19 protein-coding genes and 1 riboswitch are annotated in these 21,027 nt (G+C 33.6%); of the genes, 10 read left to right on the forward strand and 9 right to left on the reverse strand.

Annotation, left to right across the window (positions count from 1 at the left end):
- Positions 1 to 51: 51 nt before the first annotated feature.
- The 6 genes from M0M57_RS10235 to M0M57_RS10260 form a co-directional block, all read right to left on the reverse strand.
- Complete coding sequence (locus M0M57_RS10235; RefSeq protein ID WP_248432943.1) at positions 52 to 1,491, reverse strand: sodium:solute symporter; 1,440 nt, start codon at positions 1,489 to 1,491, stop codon at positions 52 to 54.
- 64 nt (positions 1,492 to 1,555) lie between these two features.
- On the reverse strand, positions 1,556 to 2,083 hold the full coding sequence (locus M0M57_RS10240; protein ID WP_248432944.1) for a DUF4252 domain-containing protein: 528 nt from the start codon (positions 2,081 to 2,083) through the stop codon (positions 1,556 to 1,558).
- 2 nt (positions 2,084 to 2,085) lie between these two features.
- Positions 2,086 to 3,297 carry a carboxypeptidase-like regulatory domain-containing protein gene (locus M0M57_RS10245; protein ID WP_248432945.1) on the reverse strand — a complete coding sequence of 404 codons (1,212 nt, stop codon included), beginning with the start codon at positions 3,295 to 3,297 and terminating at the stop codon, positions 2,086 to 2,088.
- Between the two features lie 110 nt (positions 3,298 to 3,407).
- Positions 3,408 to 3,941, reverse strand: coding sequence for a DUF4252 domain-containing protein (locus M0M57_RS10250; RefSeq protein WP_248432946.1), 534 nt, complete (start codon positions 3,939 to 3,941; stop codon positions 3,408 to 3,410).
- Between the two features lie 4 nt (positions 3,942 to 3,945).
- The gene (locus tag M0M57_RS10255) at positions 3,946 to 4,404 is read right to left on the reverse strand and encodes a hypothetical protein (protein ID WP_248432947.1); all 459 of its coding nucleotides are present in this window, start codon (positions 4,402 to 4,404) and stop codon (positions 3,946 to 3,948) included.
- Positions 4,391 to 4,900, reverse strand: a complete 510-nt coding sequence (locus M0M57_RS10260; protein ID WP_248432948.1) for an RNA polymerase sigma factor — start codon at positions 4,898 to 4,900, stop codon at positions 4,391 to 4,393. The genes M0M57_RS10255 and M0M57_RS10260 overlap by 14 nt, the downstream gene beginning before the upstream one ends.
- A gap of 114 nt (positions 4,901 to 5,014) precedes the next feature.
- Here M0M57_RS10260 and M0M57_RS10265 point away from each other — a divergent pair, with 114 nt between their 5' ends.
- On the forward strand, positions 5,015 to 6,478 hold the full coding sequence (locus M0M57_RS10265) for a S41 family peptidase (protein WP_248432949.1): 1,464 nt from the start codon (positions 5,015 to 5,017) through the stop codon (positions 6,476 to 6,478).
- Positions 6,479 to 6,528: 50 nt separating this feature from the next.
- Here M0M57_RS10265 and M0M57_RS10270 read toward each other — a convergent pair whose 3' ends face one another.
- Positions 6,529 to 7,605, reverse strand: coding sequence for a YncE family protein (locus tag M0M57_RS10270; RefSeq protein ID WP_248432950.1), 1,077 nt, complete (start codon positions 7,603 to 7,605; stop codon positions 6,529 to 6,531).
- 4 nt (positions 7,606 to 7,609) lie between these two features.
- Entirely contained in the window at positions 7,610 to 9,439 is a 1,830-nt protein-coding gene (locus M0M57_RS10275; protein WP_248432951.1) for a TonB-dependent receptor plug domain-containing protein, read from the reverse strand.
- Positions 9,440 to 9,471: 32 nt separating this feature from the next.
- A riboswitch (cobalamin riboswitch) is annotated at positions 9,472 to 9,738 on the reverse strand.
- Positions 9,739 to 9,986: 248 nt separating this feature from the next.
- On the opposite strand from M0M57_RS10275, the gene M0M57_RS10280 reads away from it, so the two are divergent.
- The 6 genes from M0M57_RS10280 (at position 9,987) to M0M57_RS10305 (ending at position 14,182) form a co-directional block, all read left to right on the forward strand.
- On the forward strand, positions 9,987 to 11,117 hold the full coding sequence (locus M0M57_RS10280; RefSeq protein ID WP_248432952.1) for an ABC transporter substrate-binding protein: 1,131 nt from the start codon (positions 9,987 to 9,989) through the stop codon (positions 11,115 to 11,117).
- A gap of 41 nt (positions 11,118 to 11,158) precedes the next feature.
- The gene (locus M0M57_RS10285; protein ID WP_248432953.1) at positions 11,159 to 11,452 is read left to right on the forward strand and encodes a type II toxin-antitoxin system HigB family toxin; all 294 of its coding nucleotides are present in this window, start codon (positions 11,159 to 11,161) and stop codon (positions 11,450 to 11,452) included.
- 2 nt (positions 11,453 to 11,454) lie between these two features.
- Complete coding sequence (locus M0M57_RS10290) at positions 11,455 to 11,811, forward strand: helix-turn-helix domain-containing protein (protein WP_248432954.1); 357 nt, start codon at positions 11,455 to 11,457, stop codon at positions 11,809 to 11,811.
- Between the two features lie 48 nt (positions 11,812 to 11,859).
- Positions 11,860 to 12,873, forward strand: a complete 1,014-nt coding sequence (locus M0M57_RS10295; RefSeq protein ID WP_248432955.1) for an iron ABC transporter permease — start codon at positions 11,860 to 11,862, stop codon at positions 12,871 to 12,873.
- 25 nt (positions 12,874 to 12,898) lie between these two features.
- Positions 12,899 to 13,312, forward strand: a complete 414-nt coding sequence (locus M0M57_RS10300) for a GxxExxY protein (RefSeq protein WP_248432956.1) — start codon at positions 12,899 to 12,901, stop codon at positions 13,310 to 13,312.
- A gap of 99 nt (positions 13,313 to 13,411) precedes the next feature.
- Positions 13,412 to 14,182: an ABC transporter ATP-binding protein gene (locus tag M0M57_RS10305; RefSeq protein WP_248432957.1), complete on the forward strand. Its 771-nt coding sequence runs from the start codon at positions 13,412 to 13,414 to the stop codon at positions 14,180 to 14,182.
- Here M0M57_RS10305 and M0M57_RS10310 read toward each other — a convergent pair.
- Positions 14,179 to 15,789: a class I SAM-dependent methyltransferase gene (locus M0M57_RS10310; protein ID WP_248432958.1), complete on the reverse strand. Its 1,611-nt coding sequence runs from the start codon at positions 15,787 to 15,789 to the stop codon at positions 14,179 to 14,181. The two genes, M0M57_RS10305 and M0M57_RS10310, sit on opposite strands and share 4 nt — an antisense overlap.
- Before the next feature lie 110 nt (positions 15,790 to 15,899).
- Here M0M57_RS10310 and rmuC point away from each other — a divergent pair, with 110 nt between their 5' ends.
- From rmuC to M0M57_RS10325, 3 genes are all read left to right on the forward strand, one after another.
- Complete coding sequence (gene rmuC, locus M0M57_RS10315) at positions 15,900 to 17,267, forward strand: DNA recombination protein RmuC (protein ID WP_248432959.1); 1,368 nt, start codon at positions 15,900 to 15,902, stop codon at positions 17,265 to 17,267.
- 211 nt (positions 17,268 to 17,478) lie between these two features.
- Positions 17,479 to 18,894, forward strand: coding sequence for an Ig-like domain-containing protein (locus M0M57_RS10320; RefSeq protein ID WP_248432960.1), 1,416 nt, complete (start codon positions 17,479 to 17,481; stop codon positions 18,892 to 18,894).
- A 35-nt stretch (positions 18,895 to 18,929) separates the two neighbouring features.
- A complete protein-coding gene (locus tag M0M57_RS10325; protein ID WP_248432961.1) occupies positions 18,930 to 20,954 on the forward strand; it encodes an FG-GAP-like repeat-containing protein in 2,025 nt (674 codons plus the stop codon).
- Positions 20,955 to 21,027: the final 73 nt, after the last annotated feature.

Below are 21,027 nucleotides of genomic sequence, written 5' to 3' on the forward strand. Positions count from 1 at the left end.
TGAAAAACTGCGACTGATCCCGAAAGCTTTCGGGAGCGACTGAAAACTTTTTTACCGTTTGCGAATGAGCATCAATCCAAGAAAAGTCAACAATCCATTCACGATTAAGATTTCAAAACCAAAGGCAAATCCGAACCACGATTCGCTGAATAAATTAAGAATTATTGAGGATAAAACGGCTGTTATGGCTACAGTTGGCACCCATTTGTCTTTTACATTCCATTTGGTGAATAATCCAAAACTGTAAAGTCCTAGTAAAGGACCATAAGTGAATCCGGCAAATTTCAATACTTTATCAATTATGCTGGCATCTTCTACAAAATATTTGAATCCTAGAATAACTAATACAGAAACCAGCACAAACATTTTGTGAATTTGTTTTCGGATAACAACTTGCTTAACTGAATCATATTTTTTTTCAATTTCTAAAATATCAATGCTGAAGGAAGTTGTGAGCGAAGTCAAAGCACTATCGGCACTTGAATAGGCTGCGGCAATTAATCCTAGGATGAAGAAAAACGCTACGCCAATTCCTAAGTATTCATTCGCTAAAATAGGGAAGAGCTGATCTTTGTGAGCATCAATATTGTATTTTAAGGCATATTCGGTGAACAATAATCCCATCACCAAGAATAGAAAATTCACAAATGTGAGTACAATCGTAAACCAAAACATGTTTTTTTGAGCATCTTTTAAACTGCGGCAAGTGAGGTTTTTTTGCATCATATCTTGGTCAAGACCCGTCATTACAATGGCAATAAAAGCTCCTGATAAAAACTGTTTCCAGAAATAACTGGGCAAACTTGGGTTTTCAAAAAAGAAGGTTTTAGACAAATCACTATCGGCAATAAAACCTGAAATGTTAGTAATATTTAATCCCAAATCCTGCGAAACGGTTACGATACAAAATACTACGGCAATTAACATAAATAGTGTTTGCAGTGTGTCTGTCCAAATAATGGTTTTGATGCCGGATTTATTGGTGTACACCCAAATCAGTAATATGGTAACGGTTACAGTAATCCAGTACGGAACATTTAATTTATCAAAAACGATGGTTTGGAGTACATCTGCCACCAACATTAACCGCAAGTTAGAGCCAACTGTTCTGGAAATGATAAAAAACCAAGCTCCGGTTTTATAGGAGTTTCTTCCAAATCGGTCACCTAAATAGGCATAAATTGAAGTAAGATTTAATCGATAATAAAGTGGTAATAAAACAGTTCCAATTACAAAGTAACCTACAATGTAACCAAGAACCAACTGAAAATAAACAAATTGTGAAGCTTCTACTTTTCCGGGAACAGAAATAAACGTTACACCCGAAAGCGATGCTCCAATCATTCCGAACGCAACTAAATACCAAGGTGAGTTTTTGTTGGCTTTAAAAAAGGCATCATTTCCTTCGTCTTTTTTACTGATTAAAGAAGAAATCAGAATGAGTAATCCAAAATAACCCAGAATGAGTAGTAGAATAGAAATCGGTTCCATTTGTAATTTTTAATTCGTTTGCAAATTACAAAAAGGAACCGATTATCTTATTTAGAACTTATTTTTATTTAAAAATTCCTTCCAATGGTTTTAGTTGCTCCATGTCGATGTCAGATTTTTGAAGAGCACTTAACAGTGTCATAAAATCTTCAGGATTCATTTTGTTTCCTAAAATTCGAACAACGGCAAAACCATTTTCATCTTTACTTCCGTAGAGCACAAACTCTTCGATGGCATCGTCTTTTCCAACATAATAAACGGCAGCACCTTCTTTACCGGAACCAAATTTCATCAGTTCTTGGTATTTTTCGTCTTTTAAAATTTCTTTCACTTTGGTTCTTTCTCCATCAAATTTGGATTTGTTTTCTTCATTGATTTTGAAAGCCAAAATATTCATTTTTTTGAATGTTTTCAAAGCTTCTTGTTGTTCCACAGACAATGCATCCGGTTTGATATTCAAGATGCTTGGCGACATATCAACAGAAATAAAATCGGTTGATTCTGTTTTTTCTACAAAATATTTTTGCAAGCTGGGTTCTTTTTCACAGGCGATGAAACTCATCAGCAAAAGTGAAAACAGTAATTTTTTCATAATTATTTACTTTTTAAAGTTTGTAAAATTCGCTCTTCATTTTCAGAAAGTGGTAAAGCGTTGTTAGTTTCCCAGAAATTTTCTGTGAAATTCATTCCGTTTGAATATAGATTTCTTTCCTTGAAAATTTTATTTTTTTCTGGTTGTGTTGTAGCATTATCATTAAAATCAGTAACAACTAAATCACTAATACAAATCAATCGGTCATTCATTTGTTTCCCAAATTTGATATGAATATCAATAATCGATTTTCGATAACTTGGAATATATTTACCGTTTAAATATTTATAGGTTTGCTTAATTTGAATATCATGAATGGCAAATTTCATGATTAATGCATTTATAGTTTCTACATACTGTTTGTGTTTGTCTGACATTTTTACATCAATATCCAAAACGACCTTATTGATTGGATCATAAGTTATTTTACCAACCATTAATGCTTTTTCAACTGAGATTTTTGGTTTAATGTAAATCACTTCTAAAGTATTGCCAAATTGATCTTTTTTAGAACGCAATTCAAATTCGTAATTTTCATTGGCTTTGTCAGAAGAAATTCTATTAATATATTCATAGGTAAAAAAACCATTAGCAGCCTTTTGAATATCAAAAAAGGAATCCATTTCAGATAAATCTGCTTTTCCTTTTTTCTCAATTTCATCTGCACCGGCCAATTGAAATGCACGACTTTGATTTACTTCAAGTTTACTTTCTACTTTTTCTTTCTTTTTGGGTTGAATATAAAAATCAATAACACCATCAGAGAATTTTGAATATTTATCATTGATTTTTACAAATTCTCGGTAATAGGTTTCCAATTTGATGCTTTTATCTAATTGATTTTTAGAATTAGATAAAATTCCAGCTAATAGTTGATTGATGGGTTTGTTGGTCACAATAACTTCCTCCAACGCCATTTCATCTGTTTCTAATTGAATTGTAATAGGTTCAGCTTTAATTTCTTTTACCGGAAAAATCTGTGTTTTATAACCAATATGTCCAACTTCAATATTTTCAACACCATTTGGAATGTAAAATTTAAAAACACCATCTTCATTAGAAATAACGCCTTGGGTAGAATTTTGAACAAAAATGTTTGTAAACGGAATGCTTTCCTGTGTAGTTTTGTCTACAATTTTACCTTCAAAAACAAGAGATTGAGCAGTTGACGACAATGCAATTAAAGCGAAAAGAAACAAATAAATTTTTTTCATGTGTTGAATTGGTTTTGATTTATAAAGATGCCAAGGTAAGAATTTCCAACAAAAAAAACTTTGCCAAAATTGGCTTTTGACAAAGTTTTCATAATTTTTATTTCAAAAGATTACTTATTTTTTTTCGACGCTTTTTTCAAATTATCACCACCGGGAAGATTCATTTGTTCGGTTAACGCTGAAATTTCATCTAAATTAAAGTTTCCGGTTAACGAGAATAAAACGGTTTCGTTATCTTTTGCATTTCCTTCGATGAACATAAATAATTCTTTTACGATGGAATCATTGGCACCGGATCGCATATAAATTTTTACGTTTTTTCCACCATCTGAAACTCGCATCAACTCATCCATACCGGCAGTTTTTAAATATTTATCGGCTGTAGCACGCATTTCTGCAGTTTGTTTGTTGCTCGAAGTGATAAATACTTTCAGGTTATCCAATTTCTTAAGCAAATTCACATACTGTTGGGTTTCCTTATCGTTGGCTTTCACTTTACTCATCATTTCAAACATTTTTTTGTTTACAATGATTGTTTTTACATCTTCGGGACCGTCAAACTTATCAAAAACCGACTGACCAAACATTACTTGTGAAATTAATAATGTTACAAATACTAATAATGAAGTTATAATTCTAGACATTTTTTTATTTTTTAAAGATTAAATTTTTTGAGTTTTCGTATTCATTAATATAGTTTACACTTTCCATGCCAATATTTACTTTTTCAGACAAAAGAGCTAATGCTTTTTGTGTTTCTTCAAAGGCTTCTTCCGGTGTTTCAAAAGAACCTAATTCTGAATTAGCAACTTGTGGCGGATTGTTTGGCTGATAGTTTATAAAAGCAATTACACCTACTAAGAATACTACACTTGCGGCAATTGCTATCCTGGAAACGGGAAATCGTTTTTTAGTTTTTAAGGATAAAGTTGGCGTAAATTTTTCTTCTTTTTCAGTGGAAAAATAACCAAAAAGCGGTTTGTAATGCTCTAAATGAGCAGCAACTTGTTCGGTTGAAAAGTACTGTTTCAACTGAATTTCTTCGGCAATGGTAGTTTCTCCTTCGAAGTATTTTTCTAGTAATTGTTCTATTTTAGCTAATTCCATATTGATGGGTTTTAGTCATTTTTTCTCTAATTGTTTTTCGTGCTCGGGATAAATTTACTCGAACCGCTGTTTCATTCATGTCGAGTATTTTGGCAATTTCTTCAAATTCATATTGCTCGATGTCACGCATTTGAATGATTAATTTTTGTTGTTCAGGCAATTCATTAATCATTTTTTCAACCCAATTCCAACTATCCGAATCCTCCACTTTTTTGTCTAATGAAGCTTCAGTTGATGTAAAATTGTTGTGCACAATTTTCATGTTTGAGGCTCTTTTCGACTTTAATTGATCCAAACAATAATTTTTGGTCATTGTCATCGCAAATGCTTCTACACTCGCATAATTTTCTAAACCATTTTTTTTATCCCACAATTTTACCAAAATATCCTGCGTAGCATCCTGAGCTTCTTCGTTACTCACCAGCAAACGCTTGGCAAGCCTGAAGACTTTATCCTTAAAAGGAGCTATCAGTGTTATAAACTCGTTTTGGTTCATTGGTTAGGTTTAAAACTTGGTTATATAGTCAAGACGATTCACAATCTTTTTTGTTACAAAGAAATTGAAAATAAAACTAAAGTTATTAAATTTACGTTCTTAAAAAGAAAAGCTATGAGATTATTTGTAAAATTATTTTTGTGTTCTGTCTTTACATTGTTGATTTTTCAATCGTGTGAAGATATGGATGATAAACCGGTTCCATCTGAATTAGAAGTTAAAGATTTTATTTGGAAAGGTTTAAATCTTTACTACTTATGGCAAGCCGATCAACCCAAATTAGCCGATGATTTATTTGCAACACAAAGAGATTTAAATTCTTTTTTAGAAGGTTATGAAACACCGGAAGCTTTATTCGCCGATTTAAAAGTAGCTCCATCAGTCGATCGGTTTAGTGTCATGTTCAGTGATTACAGAGTGCTGGAAAATGCTTTGCAAGGAGGATTTAAAACAAACGGAATAGAATTTAGTCTTCGATACAAAGACGATACACAAACAGATATTTTTGGTTACGTTCGTTATATTTTGCCAAACACAAGTGCTTCAAATCAAGGCGTTACTCGTGGGATGATTTTTTATGCAATTAATAACATTCCAATGACAACGTCAAACGAGTCATTGTGGAGAGCCGCTTTAGGACAAGATTCTTATACGTTGCAATTTGCCGATTATGATGGAGGAAACATTACACCTAATGGAATTTCTATCAACCTGATCAAAGCTCAATACAACGAAAATCCTGTTTATTTAACCAATGTGATAGAAGTAGATGACAAACGAATTGGTTATTTAATGTACAACGGATTTTTCTCTAATTATGAAACACAACTTAATCAAGCTTTTGCTCAATTGAAAGCAGCAAATGTGACGCATTTAGTACTCGATTTGCGTTACAATTCTGGTGGTTCTGTGGATACGGCTACTCGATTAGCAAGCATGATTACCGGTCAGTTTACCGGTCAGGTTTTTGCTCGTCAAGTTTGGAATCAAAAAGTGATGAATTTTTTTAATCAACAAAACCCTGAACAACTAATAAATCGGTTTACCAATTCAATTGGAAACGGAAACACGATTAATAGTTTAAATTTAAATAAAGTATATGTTCTTACAACAGGTATAACTGCTTCTGCCAGCGAATTAATTATCAATAGTTTGAAGCCTTATATTGATGTGGTTCAAATTGGCACAATCACAACCGGAAAAAACGATGGTTCTATTACATTATATGATTCACCAACGTTTGGTTCAAATAACAGAAATCCAAATCATCGCTATGCCATGCAACCATTAGTTTTAAAAATTGCTGACAGAGATGGAGATGGTGAATATCAAAATGGAATAGAGCCTATACCATCATTAATTCAATTTGAGGATGTTGCCAATTTAGGTGTTTTAGGAGATCAAAACGAGCCTTATTTAAATACAGCAATCAATGATATTTTAGCAAACGGGAGAGTTGGAAACCGATACATTGAATCGATTGATTTACAAGTTGAAAACAGTAAGTCGATGCGAAAATTAAGTGATGAAATGTATATCGAAAAAGTTCCTGAAGGATTATTTCAAATCTTACAATAAAAAAAAGGATGTTCAAAATGAACATCCTTTTTTCATAAGTGTTATAAAAATTAATCATTAAAGTAAAACCCTGCCGGAATAACACCAACCGTTTGCTCATTAACTAACTCTCCTGTCATTGAATAAACATAAACTTTTCCGTTTGAGTTATAATCAGCAGCATCACCAACATAAATTTTATTGTCTTCAACAGCAAAACTATAAACGCCATAAACACCTTGAGCGGTGGTGCTAAATAGTGGAGTAGAAGGCAAACTTGTAGCAGTTATCGATGTTTTATAAACATCAGAATCAATTGTATAATAAAGTTGTCCGTCTTTTTCAACTAAATTCGAAGGATGTTCAGAATCCTCAAAGTCTAAAGTATTAATAACTGTGTTGTTGGTTAAATCAATTTTAGTTAATTTACCAAAAGTTTCATCTTCTGTCCAAGAAGGTTTTCCTCCTGCCAACACATACAACGTGTTATTTTCAATAAACAAAAAATTAGGAACATCACCCACTGGAATTGAAGCGGTAACTGTATTTGAAGTCGAGCTAATTACAGAAACAGTTTGTCCATAACCATAACCTCCTTGGTGAGCAACATACAGATTTCCGTTTTCCTCAATAATGCGTTCCGGTCCTTCTACCACTGGAATTGAAGTTGAAATTGTATAGCTAGTCAAATTCAAAACAGCTACATAATCGTCTTCTTCGTTGCTTGCATCTCCCCAATTGGTTACATATCCTTTTCCATTTGAAAAAGCAATGTATCTCGGATTATTTAAACCCGTTGAAATGGTTGTAATATGTTCTAAAGTATAACGATTAATCACTTGAATCGAATTGGACAAATTCAACACCACAAAAGCTTTTTCTTGATAAAAACCTATATCTTGACCTGTATCGCCTAACGTTACCGTTGGATTAACCGCAGCAAAAGCATTGTTTTGAAAAACACCTAAATCATCAGACCAATACGAAATTGAGCTGTTTCCACCGCCAAAATTTCCTTGATTTAAAATCAAAACACCATTTTCATAATCACCTAATGGCAAGTCGATAGTAGCGTCATCATCATCGCTACAAGAAGTAAAAAAAAGACCAGCGGCCAAAGCTAAAAGTGAAAGTTTTTTGAAGTTCATTTTATTATAAATTTAAAGTTAGATACACTTGAAAATGTCTTCCCGGCATCGGACGAGAAGCAACGTTTTGATAGTTCGTGTTTTCGAGATTTAAAACCTGAAAACCGAGTCGATAGGTATTTTTCTTCCCAAAATCATAGTCGGCTCCAATATTTGAATAATTATAGGAATCCAAACTATAGAAATTATCAGAAGAAGTAAACACTTCGCCATTAAACAGCGTTTGAAAATAGGCTGTGATTTTTTTATACGAATAGGAAATTGAACCGTTTGCTTTGTGAATCGGAACATAAATCAATTGTTTTTCTAAGTCATCTCGTTCCGAAATCGTGTAAGCATACGAAGCATTCAAAGCAAAATGATGATTTCCAAAATTCAATTTATTTTCCAATAAAGCTTCTAAACCATAGATGGTCACTTTGTCCGTGTTTTGCGGTTGCCAAAGTCCGGATGAGTTGGGAATCCACCGCAACATATCACGAAGTTTACTATAAAAACCAATAAAAGAAAGTTTTGTTTTTTTATAAGTGAATTCCTGACCAATTTCGGCTTGCAAAGCGTGTTCCGGTTTCAATTCCGGATTACCACTGCCTTGCCAATACAAATCATTGTAGGTTGGAATGCGATAATTTTTAGAAGCATTTAATTTTATTTTATAAAAATCTGTTACATTCAATCGCGTTCCAGCCGAAAAAAGTATCGGACTCTCATAACGATCAGAAATTTCATTTCTAACCCCTAATTCATAGTCAAATTTATCAGTTAGTTGATGTTTCCAAACAATGCTTCCACTTCCAATTGTTCGTTTTTTTGGTAAAATATCCGAACCTTCTCCATGGTTTTGACTTACTTCAAAAACAGCCAAAACTTCTTTTTGTGCTGTAATTTTATAAGTCGCATCATACCTTCCTAAAAAAGTTTTTACCTTGCCAAACGTATAAAAATCAGCATCTTTGTTTTCAAAATAACGATACGATTCAGTTAAATAGGCCAATTTAATTTTCGAGGTAAATCGATTGTTGAAATTCACCCATTCCAACATATTTCGTGAATTAAAATCTTGGTATTTATTTTTAGAACGCACGGTAATGGTGCCCGAAAAATGCCTTTCACTATCAAACCAATGGCTGTAAAATTTCAAAAAATTGTTATCATTGATTTTATATCCTGACGAAAAATTCAGACTTTGATTATAAAATTCACCATTTTCATTTTTCTGATTTCTACCAATGTATTCATAATCATTATCCGAACTATTTCTTGAAATACTCGCTTGATAAGCCCATTTTTCCGAACCGCCTTCTACACCATAATTCAAACCAAGCGAATTAAAACTTCCATAATTAGCTCTAAATTGATGTTTGATTTTAGAATTGAATGACAATAAATTCGTTAAATGAATACTTCCGCCAACTGCTCCGCTACCATACAAAACACTACCGCCACCGGAACGAATGCTAATCGAGTTAAAGTCTGCTGCATTAATTGTATTAAAATCCGTCTGTCCGTTTAGTTGCGAATTGATGTTGATGCCATTCCAAATCACCGCCGTTTGCTGAGCCGTAGTTCCTCGAAACGAAGGCGACGAAACCATTCCTGCACCGTTTTCTTTAAAATAAATGGGAGAATTAAAAAGGAGTAAATTAGTAAATGAACCCGTGTTCTTCTGCAAAACACTATCATTCAAAACCCTAATTTGTTGAGCATTCAAAAATTTTTGCAACTTCGAGTCAGAAACCACCACTTCGTTCAATCGCACAATCGAATCGTTCTGCCCCAAAACCAATTGAAACAGCAATAAAGCCAAACCGCAAAAGAGAAATTTCCAAGTCATAGTCATCAAAAACCTTTCTTCCCGAAGGTTCGATAATTGTTAAGCACTTGGCAGGTCTCCTGGCTTGCGTCTTGTTGTTGGCCTTCTCGTTCGCCGCGGCGAACAATGGCGTGAAAGTGAACAACAAGCTTAATAGCTTACAGTTGCGGGAACAGCTCAGGATTTATAAAAATCTCAAATTTAATATTTCGTATTCCAACTCGGAACTCGAAACCAATAAACTCGAAACCAATTTCACCTGATTCCCTTTTAATGCTCGGCCTAAAAACGGCTTTGCAACCAAAATACGGTGCAAAAGTAAACATTTTAAATTAAACAATTCATAAAATTTTTCAGAAGCTATTCCAGCCATTCGCTTCAACTCCTCGTCCTAAAAGCTATTTTTCTATGGCTTTTTCGTGGCTTCCGTTGGTCGCCCCAAAAAGCCAAGAAAAATTAGCTTTTAGTCCTGCGGGGTTTCCGCTGTTGTCTGGGCTAGGGGAGAGTGCATCAAAAAAACATTCAGCAAAATTTAAAACATTCGGCTACCTTTGCAAAAAAGCATTCAATGAAAAAATACATTTTATTTTCAATATTTTCTTTTCTATTTATTTCTTGTCAACAGAAAGAGAAAAAAAATTCAGAAAACCAGTCTCCCGAAAATTATATTTGCTACGCCAGCGGACTTTCCATTCAAAAATATGCTGATTTTTCAATTGTAACCGTTTCAAATCCTTGGCCTACATCCGATAAAAATTACACGTATATTTTACACAAACAATCTGCTAAAATTCCCGATAGTTTACAAAAATATTCCGCCATTCAAGTTCCAATAAAATCAATTGTAGTCACATCCACCACACACATTCCAGCATTAGAATTATTAGAAGTTGAAGACAAATTAGTCGGATTTCCAAACACCGATTACGTTTCCTCAGAAAAAACCAGAACCTTAATCGAAACCGGAAAAGTCCGCGAAATCGGAACCAACCAAAGTTTAAACACCGAAGTTTTACTCGATATGCAACCCGACGTAATCATCGGTTTTGGCGTAGATGGCGAAAAGAAAACCTACGACAATTTGCAACAAAACGGTTTAAAAATTCTCTACAACGGTGATTGGACAGAGCAACATCCGCTCGGACGTTCAGAATGGATTCAACTTTTTGGGGTTTTATTCGGACTCGAAGAAAAAGCAGATAAAGTTTTCAAAACCATCGAAAAAGATTATTTAGAAGCCATTGAGTTAGCCAAAAAAGCCACTTCAAAACCAACCATTTTGAGCGGAGCCATTTACCAAGATCAATGGTATTTGCCACAAGGAAAAAGTTGGGCAGCACAATTTCTTGACAATGCAAACGGCAATTATTTCTGGAAAGAATCCGAAGGAACCGGTAGTTTATCCTTATCGTTTGAAACCGTTCTCGAAAAAGCCCAAGATGCCGATTTTTGGATTGGTCCCGGGCAATTTACGTCCTTCGAAGAACTTGAAAAAGCGAATCCAAACTACAAGCATTTTAAAGCAGTTCAAAATAAAAACGTCTATTCATTCAGTTCCAAAAAAGGAAAAACCGGTGGAGTTATCTATTATGAATTAGCGTCCAATCGTCCGGATTTAGTGCTCAAAGATTTAATCAAAATTCTTCATCCGGAATTATTACCTGATTATGAATTGTATTTTTTTGAGAAATTGAAGTAAAAAGTTACCAATTTGGGAAATAATCGTTAATTTTGTACGCCATGCGAATTATATCGAGAAAAACATTACGTGAATTTTGGGAAATTCATGCCGATTCAGAACAAGCCTTAAAAACATGGTTTCAGGAAGTAGAAAATTCAAATTGGGAAAATTTAAACTTATTAAAGAAAGACTATCCAAATGCCAGTATTTTATTAGACAATCGAATAGTTTTCAATATTAAAGGTAATAAATACAGACTAATTGTAAAGTTTAATCTCCATTATCAGACGGCTTGGATTCGATTTGTTGGAACACATTCCGAATATGATAAAATTGACGCAACAAAAATATAACGATGAATATAAAACCAATAAAAACAGAACAAGATTATCAAATGGCTTTACAGCGATTAGAAGAAATTTTTGATGCAAAACCAAATTCAATAGATGGCGATGAACTTGAAATTCTTTCAATTTTAATAGAAAAATACGAATCAAAAAATTTCCCAATTGACATGCCGGATCCAATTGAAGCCATTAAATTTAGAATGGATCAACTGGGTATGAAGCAAAAAGATTTGGCTGAAGCCGTTGGTTTTAATAGTCGAGTGAGTGAGATTTTGAGTAAAAAAAGAAAATTAACGATTGAAATGGTTAGAAATCTAAGCGAAAAATTGCGAATTCCAACTGAGGTTTTAATTCAAAAATATTGATTTTTTCAGTTTATGTTTTCTTATCATAATCACTTAATGGTTTAAAAATTGCCAACTCAAAAACATAAAATACTTTTCCTTTTTTTAAGTTTCGCTTTAATCGGAACGTTTTTACTTAACCTCAGTTTAGGTTCAGTTTCTATTCCAACAACCGAAATTTTTAATTCGATTATCGGTAATGAAATTAAAACGTCGTGGGAAATCATTCTGTGGAATTTCCGTTTACCAAAAGCTTTCACCGCTATTTTAGTAGGAATGGGCTTGTCGATTTCAGGATTATTAATGCAAACGTTATTCAGAAATCCATTAGCCGGACCTTATGTACTCGGATTAAGTTCAGGCTCAAGTCTTGGTGTGGCTTTTGTGATTATGGGAGCCGGTTTTTTACCTAGCTTTTTAGTATCAGATTACGGAATTGTTTTGGCTTCTTCCATCGGAAGTTTTTTAGTTTTAATGGCAGTTTTGGTGGTTTCTCAAAAATTACGAGATACGATGGCTATCTTGATTGTCGGTTTGATGTTTGGAAGTTTCACCAGTGCGATTGTGAGTGTGTTGAGTTATTTCAGCACTGCTCAGGAATTACAAAAATTCACCTTTTGGTCAATGGGTAGCTTGGCTAATTTACCGTGGAATTCCATTCTGATTTTAGCCATTTGTTGCGGTTTGGGATTAGTGTTGAGTATTTTCAGCATCAAACCATTGAACGCATTATTATTAGGAGAAAATTACGCCAAAAGTTTAGGTTTGAATTTCAAGAAAACGCGTTTAATAATCATCTTTGCCACTAGTATTTTAGCCGGAAGCATCACCGCTTTTGCAGGACCAATTGCTTTTGTGGGACTGGCTGTTCCGCATTTAGCGAAATTACTTTTTCAAACCAGTAATCATTTCATTCTATTTTGGAGCACATTACTAATTGGAGCCATTTTGATGTTGGTTTGCGACAGCATCGCTCAACTCCCCGGTAGCGATTATACGTTGCCAATTAATGCCATAACTTCTATGGTTGGAGCACCAGTCGTGGTTTGGTTATTGGTTAGAAAACGAAAAATAATGATTTAATATAAACCACATAGAAACATAGCTTATGATAACGCAAAAATATTTAGATGAATTGACTTATGAAGTTGTCGGTTCTGCAATTGAAGTTCATAAATTTATGGGAAGAGGTTTGTTAGAAAGTGTTTATCATTTATGTTTGGTTGAAGAGTTAACACATAGAAAAATAAATTTTTTAACAGAGATGAAAGTTCCTGTAATTTACAAAGGAAAATCTTTAGATATTAATTTCAGATGTGATTTATTTATTGAAAATTGTTTAGTAATTGAAATCAAGTCAGTGATAGATATACATAAAATTACTGAAGCTCAACTTTTAAATTATATGAAACTATTAAAAGCTCCCAAAGGAATTTTGATTAATTTTAACTGTAGTAATATTTTTAATGAAGGACAAAAAACTTATGTAAATGAATATTTCAAAAAATTACCGCAATACTAACTCTAAAAATAAAGCTTGCTTTATTCTCTATGTTTTAGAGAAAAGAAATTCCTATGTCTCTATGTGGTTTAATTAGCTAAAAATCAGCAACTCAAAAAAATGATTCTCCAAACCAAAAATATCAACATCGGCTACACTTCTAAAGCAACTACCAAAATGGTAGCTTCAGACGTTGCAATTAGTTTGGAACCCGGAAAATTAATCGGTTTAGTAGGAGCCAACGGAATTGGGAAATCAACGTTGTTGCGAACGATTACCGGAATTCAAAAACCACTTTCAGGAACCGTTTTATTGAACGAAAAATCAATCGAAGTTTTTGAACCATTAGCTTTAGCTCAACAAATCAGTGTTGTGTTAACCGAAAAATTACCACCAAGCAATTTAACCGTTTATGAATTAATTGCGTTGGGAAGACAACCTTACACGAATTGGCTGGGAAAATTAACTGAGGATGATAAAATTAAAGTCGATAAAGCCATTGAACTGACTGAAATCAATCATCTAACTCATCAAAAGCATTACGAAATTAGTGATGGACAAATGCAAAAAGTGTTAATTGCGAGAGCATTGGCTCAAGATACTCCACTAATTGTTTTGGATGAACCTACTACACATTTGGATTTACTTCATAAAGTTTCATTATTTAAACTCTTGAAAAAATTAACCGCTGAAACCCAAAAATGCATTTTATTTTCCACACACGATATTGATTTAGCCATTCAATTGAGTGATGAAATGATTGTGATGGATGGTAAAACAGTAATTCAAGATGAACCATGTAATTTAATTTCAAAAGGTGTTTTTTCTAATTTATTTAAAAACGAACATATTCAATTTGATGCCGATAAAGGAAAATTTACAATTATTTAATTTTTCCCTTTCAACAAATTAATACTCACGGTTGCATAATCTGTATTTGGGAATTTATGAAATAATTTTGCGTCGGGTTGCAATCCGGCTTCGGTAGCAATTTTGTGTAAAACATCAATTTCCACTATGTATTGATCAGAAAACCCGTGAGTGGCATCATAAGCTGTTGCTGCTGTTTTGCCTAAATTTTTTGCCGTTAATTCCGATGAAATCGTATGCAATTCAATTAAAAGCAAACCGTATTTTGCCACAAAAGGCGACCATTTTTTCAAATGTTCTAATAAATTATCTTCCACATCATTATTGGTAATTCGCTCACCTCGAAAAGCAAAAGCTCCGGTAGATTTACTCAATCGATTTGGTGTTGTTGTTTTCGGATTTTCCCAGATTCGGTTATGGTCTAAAAAAGTTCGAACATTGAGCAAATCATTTAATTGAATTCCGTAATTTTCGTTTAAATCTTTCGCTAATAAATCGGGCTGGCCAATATCGCCCCAAATCACTTTTGCCCAAATATCAGCATTAATCAAATTGGCTCTGGTAACTTTCAATGCCGCTTGATTATAATCGGCTCCAACCAAAAATAGGGGATAATCATCCAACATTTTTCCTCGTAACGTTTGTCGATCAATCACTTCAAAAATATGCTGAATAAACGCTCCGTTGCCACATCCCATATCCAAAATACCTTTCGGTTGTTCTTCAATCGGACGGTTGAAAAGTTCGATGATAATGTCATCAATTACTTTAAAATAAGTAGCGTGAGCACCGCCGCTTCCCCAAACGTTCATTTCGCGGTCCACGTGCAATTCGTCTTCGCCTAAACCTACATTTCGCAACACATTTGGATTACCAAAAATCAATTCATCTACTTTTCGAAACATTGGTAAATAGGAAACAGTTACGCCATAAGCTGCTACTTTTTTGGCAAAAAATAATCCGTTTTCTGTGAATTGATAAAATTCGTTTTTTTCGGTGAACCAACCTAAATGGACAAAAAAGTTCAAAATTTGAGTAAAATGTTCCGGTTGTTTGTGAAACTCTTCGGGTTTAAAACTCGTTTCCATAAAATATTTATGAAACATACCATTCATTCCTAATCGGACTAAAGTTGAACCCACTAAATTCCCTTCAATGTGTTTTAAAATTTGTTTTTGAATGGAAAGTGTCGTTTCATCATCCGAAAAAGTGATTCCGAAGTGATTTTTATATTTTTCAAACAACGGTTTTAATCTCAAAAAAGGTTCTTCCTGAAAAACCCGATTATGAAAATTTCCGGCAAATTTGGATAATTCCACCACATCTTTATACAACGGAAATAAATCAAAAGCTATTTTACTTTTTGAATTTATCGAATAGGTAACTTCATTTGATTGATTATCCACTTTAAAATCAATAAAACCTTGCGAAGCCAAAACCCGCATCGCCACATTGAGATAACCTTCGTTGGATTTGAATTGCGTTGACAAATCAGACAGTGAAACTGATTTTTCAGAAAATAAATAATCCAACACACCTTTTTCCCATAAAGCATAAGCTACGGGAGCGGTTACTAATCCGTCTAAATGTTGAAAAAGCTGACTTCGGAGTAAAGATTTGTCTTGCATACTGAACCTATTTTTGTTAAAGATAAAAATTATTTCATTCAAATTGAAAGAGTTCTTTGGATATGCATTTTTCTTTTGCGTATTTTTACTTTTTAAAAAATCATCGCCAAATGTCAGACATTATTCTTTTTACCATTGTATTTATTCTTGCTTTAGCTATTGGAATTTATATTGGAAAACTATTATTTACAGCTCAATCCAAATCGGAAAAATCAGGTTTGGAAGAACGAGTGAATGGACTTTTACTACAAATTGATCAATTAAAAATTCGCTTTCAGGAAGAGCAAAATCAATTCTCAAACAATTTAGAATTAGAAAGAAAAGACAAAGAAGAAATTCGTCGTGAAAAAGATTCCTTATCGATGCAACTCACCAAAAAAGAAGCCGATTTTGAAAATTTATGGCAACGTAACAAAGAACAAAAACAAGAAGTAGAAGAACTCCAAGAAAAATTTACGAAAGAATTTGAAAATTTAGCCAATAAAATTCTCGAAGAGAAAACAGTAAAATTTACCGAACAAAATAAGGAAAATTTAAAAAATATTTTATCGCCTTTACAGGAAAAAATTCAGCATTTTGAAAAGAAAGTCGAAGATACACACAAAGAAAGTATTGATTATCATGCTGCACTTCGTCAGCAAATTGTTGGGTTGAAAGAAATGAATGAGCAAATGAGTAAAGAAACGCTCAATTTGACCAAAGCGTTGAAAGGTGACAGCAAAATGCAAGGAAATTGGGGTGAATTAATTCTGGAACGCGTGCTCGAAAAATCCGGTTTAGAAAAAGGACGGGAATACCATGTGCAACAAAGTTTTCAAACCGAAGAAGGTAGTCGTGTTTTTCCGGATGTAGTAATTAGTTTACCTGATGGAAAGAAAATGATAGTGGATTCAAAAGTTTCTTTGACGGCTTATGAACGGTATGCCAATGAGGAAGATGATGTGCAAAAAGCATTGTTTTTAAGAGAACATATCAATTCTATCAAACGACACGTAGAGCAATTGAGTGATAAAAATTACCACGATTTGTATCAAATGGAAAGTCCTGATTTTGTGTTGCTTTTCATTCCGATTGAATCGGCTTTTGCGATTGCTTTGAATGATGATAATTCGTTGTATAACAAAGCATTTGAGCGAAATATTATCATTGTAACTCCAACAACTTTATTAGCCACATTGCGAACCATTGACAGTATGTGGACCAATCAAAAACAACAAGAAAACGCTCTTGAAATTGCTCGTCAAGCCGGAGCTTTGTATGATAAGTTTGAAGGTTTTGTTTCTGATTTAATCAAAATTGGTAAAAAAATGGATGAAGCAAAAGTAGAGTACGGAAATGCAATGGGTAAACTTGTTGAAGGCAAAGGAAATCTTGTGGGTAGTGTTGAACGTTTACGTAAAATGGGAGCCAAGGCCAAAAAAGCACTTCCTGAAACTATTTTGAAAAGAGCAGGGGAAGAAGACGGGGTGGGACTGTAAGGTTCATATTATCAGTACACTAAAGTTAATTTGTTTCTATTAATTCAGAAAGTATTATAAATAAAGGGTTTTCTGGGTATTTCTAAAGCTAATATGTTCATGTTTTAGCGTATATGATTTAATTACTTTTAATAATTTGATTTTTTTTGTAAAAAAATGTTAATTATATTGATTTTTTATTATTTTTGAAAAAATAATTAACGATTCAAAGATGAAAAGAATTTTTATACGCCTATTACTTCTTACCTTTATTTCAGGCTTGACATTTGCTACTGTTTCTTGTTCTGATAATGACGATTATACTCCAATTGAAGATATTCTACCTATTGCAACAGATGATTTTGCATCTTATCCTTTAGCAGAAGCAGTTGAAATACCTGTTTTAGAAAATGATATAACCGGCGACGAAGTTTCTCCTACCACTGTTAGTATTGTAGGCGGAGTAGATACTGATTCTAACGGTACTTTAGATAAATTAGACGTAGCCAATGAAGGTATTTGGACAGTGAATGCTCTAAATGGCAATATAACATTTACTCCATCGACTTCTTTTATCGGAAATCCAACAGTTATTAAATATACCGTTGAAGATGCAGAAGGAAATGTTTCCAATCAAGCTAATGTAACAATTACAGCTGTATCAATTGCTGTTGTTGATTTGACTCAAGTTCCATATCCAAAATTATCAGATTACAAATTTTTTGTTGGCGATATAAAAAATCAAAATCCATCTTTTGGAGTTTTGCCCTACAAACCGGCAAGTTCGCTTTTTACAGATTATGCTTTAAAAGCTCGATTTGTTTGGATGCCGGATGGAACAACAGCAACTTATAATGGTGATGAAAATAACTTAGAATTACCGGTTGGAGCTGTTTTGATTAAGAATTTTTACTACAATAATGTACAACCGTCTAATACTACTCGAATCATTGAAACTCGTTTAATGATCAGAAAAAGTGATGGTTGGATATTTGCCGAATATGTTTGGAATGATGAGCAAACTGAAGCTTTTTTACAAATGGGCGGAGGTTTGACTAGTGTGACATGGTTGAACCAAAACGGAGTTTCTCAAACGGTTTCAAATTACAGAATACCTTCTGAAGTTGAGTGTTTAACTTGTCATAAACAAGAGATTAATCCTAATCCCATTGGAATTAAACCACAAAATTTAAATACAATTTATAATTATCAAACCGGAATGCAGAATCAGTTGGCAAAATGGATTGAAATGGGTTATTTGCAAAATAATTTACCAAATACTATTGCTTCAACTGTTGATTATACCGACACTTCAAAATCATTGGATTTACGTGTTCGTTCTTATCTTGATATTAATTGTGCTCATTGTCACAGCGAAATGGGACATTGTAATTACAGAGACATTCGCCTAGATTTTGTAGATACAACAACACCTGCCAATTTAGGTATTTGTGAACCACCTGTGCAACCTGTAACTGGTGCCACAAGTATCGTTGAACCGGGAAATCCCGGACGATCTGCGTTGCATAATAGAATGAATACTAATGAAGCAAATTTGATGATGCCTTTAGTTGGCAGGTCAGTAATACATGAAGAAGGAGTTCAATTGATTCAAGATTGGATTAATTCTTTAAGTGGATGTAATTAATAATTAATAGTAATAGACACAATAACTTATACAACATGAAAAAAAATACAATTTTATTATTATTTTGTTTTAGCACCTTGTTCATAAGTGCACAAAACACTTGTTTAACAGCTGTGGAAATACCGGGTTTTGGATTTTATACCGTTGATGGAATTAATGGTGATGTTCCAACACTCATTTGTGCATCAAATGGAGGTTCAGGTGCTGATAATGGTGAATGGTATTCCTATACACCCTCAGAAGATCTTACAATTACCATTACAACTGATATTGTAAATAACACACCAAGAAGAGATACAAGATTTCACGTTTACACGGGAACTTGTGGAGCACTAGTTTGTCATGCTGGTGATGATGATGTAGATGCTTCAAATGGAAATTATGCTTCAAGTAGTACTTTTGATGTAATAGCAAATACAACGTATTACATAGCTTTTGATGACAATTGGTCTGCTGGAGGATTCACTTTTCAGGTTCTAGAATATGAATTTATTGAGCCTGAACCACAAAGATTATCTTTTACCAATACAAACATTGCATTAACAGGTTCTTATAAAGAATGTGCAGTGGATATGAACAATGACTTCTTAGATGATATCGTTGGAGTTTCACAAAATTTTGTTCATATTTTTTATCAAAATGCTGAGGGTGGATTTACAACAAACCAAGTAATTCCAACATCAAATGCACAATTTATGCCTTCTTGGAGTACTGCTGCTGGCGACATCGATAAAGATGGTTACAATGATTTATTATATGGAGGGGGACAAGGTGTAACGTTTATGAAATCCATAAACAACGGAACTGGTTTCGTTCAAATGTCGACCTCTGAATATGTGTTTTCTCAACGTTCAAATTTTGTTGATATTAATAATGACGGACACTTAGATGCATTTGTGTGTCATGATGTGGCTCCAAATGTATTCTACCTTAATGATGGTGAAGGAAATCTGAGCTTTAATCAAGGTGGAATTGGAAACTATCCTTCTGGGGGGCATTATGGATCTCTTTGGGTTGATTATGATAATGATGGAGACATCGATATGTTTATTGCTAAATGTGGTGGTGAAACAGCAAGAAGAACTAATCAATTATTTAGAAATGATGGAAATGGTGTATTCACAGAAGTTGGTGCAGCTGCCGGATTAGCAGATCCAATACAAACATGGTCTTCCGCTTGGGCAGATTATGATAATGATGGGGATATGGATGTTTTAATTGGTTCTTATGTTACTAACGAAGCTCATAAATTAATGCGTAACAATGGCGATGGCACATTTACGGATGTAACTGCAGGTTCAGGATGGAACTTGAATACTGCTGTTGGTACAGAATATATTACCTATGATTTTGATAACGATGGATTTGCTGATGTATTAGGTTCTGGCGGAATTGTTATGTTTGGAAATGGAGATTTAACTTTTACTCCTTTTCAAGTATCAGGACTTGCGGTTGGACCAGTTGGTGATTTTAACAACGATGGGTTTTTAGATATTCAAAGCGGAAATACGTTAAAAATAAATAATACTAACGATAATAATTGGGTAAAATTAAACTTTAGAGGAATTCAAAGTAACGGAAACGGAATTGGAGCTCGTGTTGAAATTTACGGTGCTTGGGGCAAACAAATTAGAGATGTAAGAAGTGGTGAAGGTTTTGCCTATATGAGTTCTTTAAACGTTCACTTTGGTATCGGTCAAGCAACAGCAATTGATCAAATCATCGTGAGATGGCCTTCGGGAATTGTTGATACTATTGATAATCCTTCAATTAACGAAGCTTTATTGGTTGTAGAAGGTGAAACATTAAGCGTAAACAATACTACTTTTTCAAGCTTTAAAGTTTATCCTAATCCTGCAAAAGATATTGTAACATTACAATCTTCAAATAATTCCGAAGTTGTTTCAGCTGAATTTTTTGACCTTAACGGAAGAAAAGTTTTTGAAACTCCTGTGGTAAACGAAACAATTTCAATTCAATCGTTAGCTACAGGAACCTATATTCTTTTAGCAAAAGACAGCGAAGGAACACTTTCAACACACAAGTTGATTAAACAATAAATACCTAACCAAACTAAATTTTGAAAAAGCCCTCCTTTGTGAGGGCTTTTTTATAACTTTGAATTTCAAAAAA

Source organism: Flavobacterium azooxidireducens (assembly GCF_023195775.1).
GTDB lineage: Bacteria > Bacteroidota > Bacteroidia > Flavobacteriales > Flavobacteriaceae > Flavobacterium > Flavobacterium azooxidireducens.